Source organism: Spirillospora sp. NPDC000708 (genome assembly GCF_040299565.1).
Classification (GTDB): domain Bacteria; phylum Actinomycetota; class Actinomycetes; order Streptosporangiales; family Streptosporangiaceae; genus Spirillospora.
Window position 1 is genome coordinate 1 of record NZ_JBEPCJ010000230.1, and the last position, 1,665, is coordinate 1,665.

A 1,665-nucleotide genomic window follows, 5' to 3' on the forward strand; every position below is an offset into this window, starting at 1 on the left:
GGATATCCCTCCGCACAGGCGTGGCTGCGGTCGCGGCTGGGCATGCGCGACAGCCGAGCCAAGGAGCGCCTCACCCTCGCCCGGCAGCGTCATCGTCTCCCGCAGGTCTGCGCACAGCTCGCGGCCGGGGAGCTGTCCTACGGCTACGCCGTCACCGTCGCCGACTCGGTCGCGCGTCTCGACGACCACGACTGCGCCGAGGCCGAGACAGTCCTCCTCGGGTTCGTCGAGCAGGGCTTCTCGGCCGGGAAGGTAGCCGCGTTCGGGCGCCGGATCCGCGATCTCATCGCCGAGCGCGACGATGTCGAAGAAGCACCGGATGAGGACACCAAGCGGGGCTACGACAAGTCCTGGCTGACGACCACGCGTTCCTTGGACGGCGGCCGGTACGTCAAGGGCTGGCTGAACCCCGAAGACGCCGCCATCTGGGACGGCACCCTGGCGCCGCTGGCCAAGCCGGCCGGACCCGACGACCGACGCGACCTCCCCGAACGCACCGCAGCCGCCCTGTCCAGCGTGCTCTCGGGCGGGCACAAGGCCTCCAAGGTCACCGTCATCTGCGACCTGGAGACGCTCACCGGCGGCAACGCTCCCGCCCGCCTCACCGACGGCACTCCCATCCCCGCCGCACAAGCTCGCCGCATCGCCCTAGCCGCCGGAGTCTCACCCCTCCTGCTCGGGCGCGGGAACACCCCGCTGTACCTGGGCTACCGGGAACGGTTCGCCTCCGCAGCACAACGCCAAGTCCTGGAGACGCTCTACTCCTCCTGTGCGGTACGAGGCTGCGAAGTGCCCGGGACGCTGTGCGAAGTGGATCACGTGCATGGCTGGGCGCTCGGGCGATCGCCCACCGACATCGATCAGCTCGCGCTGACGTGCGGATGGCATAACCGCTTCAAGCACAGTCGCCCCGACCAGATCCAGATCACCAAGGATCGGGACGGGCGGTACGTGTACCGGCTGCTGCCACCGGCCGATGCCAGAGGGTCCGCGACCGGGGCTGGACCACCAGGCAGCATCGGCCCACCCGACTCGGCCCTCGACTGGGCTGCGTAACCACCCACCACCGCAACACCGCTCCCAGCCGTGCCCTGTGCCGGTCCGCCCGCATCCACACCGATGACGGGCGGCCCCGGCATGCTCACACGCCAGGCGACTGCCTCACACCAATTGCGGGTGCCCCACCAGACAGCCCTTTGCGGAGCCTGTCCCCCGTTCTTCACCCGGCCACTACGCCGCCCAGCAGCACCGACCAACACCGCCCCGGACCGAACCGCATAGCAGCCTCACCACCGCCTAACACCCATCTATCCCGGCCCGCGCCGCGCGCAGGTTCACCCGCAGCCGCCACCCACGACGGGTGAGCCAACCTGCCCCCCCATGACGGTGCGGTCCCGACTTGACAGCGCGATACACCAAGGCAATAGCCAAGGCCGCCTGCCTAACGCAGCACGCCAACACCCCACGGCCCGTGATGCCAGTGACCCAGCAACACACCACATCGGGGGCGGCTCGTTTCCGATCAGGTGTTGCGGTGTTGCCTTCGGTCCTCTTCGCACCTTACGGAAGACGGTGGTGGGGTGGCGCGACCCGGGGGCGGGGCAGGCGGAGCCTGCCCCCATCACCTGCCTAGGGGCCGCAGAGGCTCCAAAGTCAAGGGTGGAC

General features: G+C 69.7%; 1 protein-coding gene. It reads left to right on the forward strand.

Annotation, left to right across the window (positions count from 1 at the left end; genetic code table 11):
* On the forward strand, window positions 1-1,056 hold a 1,056-nt coding region (locus tag ABT299_RS52610; RefSeq protein ID WP_500255470.1), incomplete at its 5' end, for an HNH endonuclease signature motif containing protein.
* Between the last annotated feature and the right edge of the window lie 609 nt (window positions 1,057-1,665).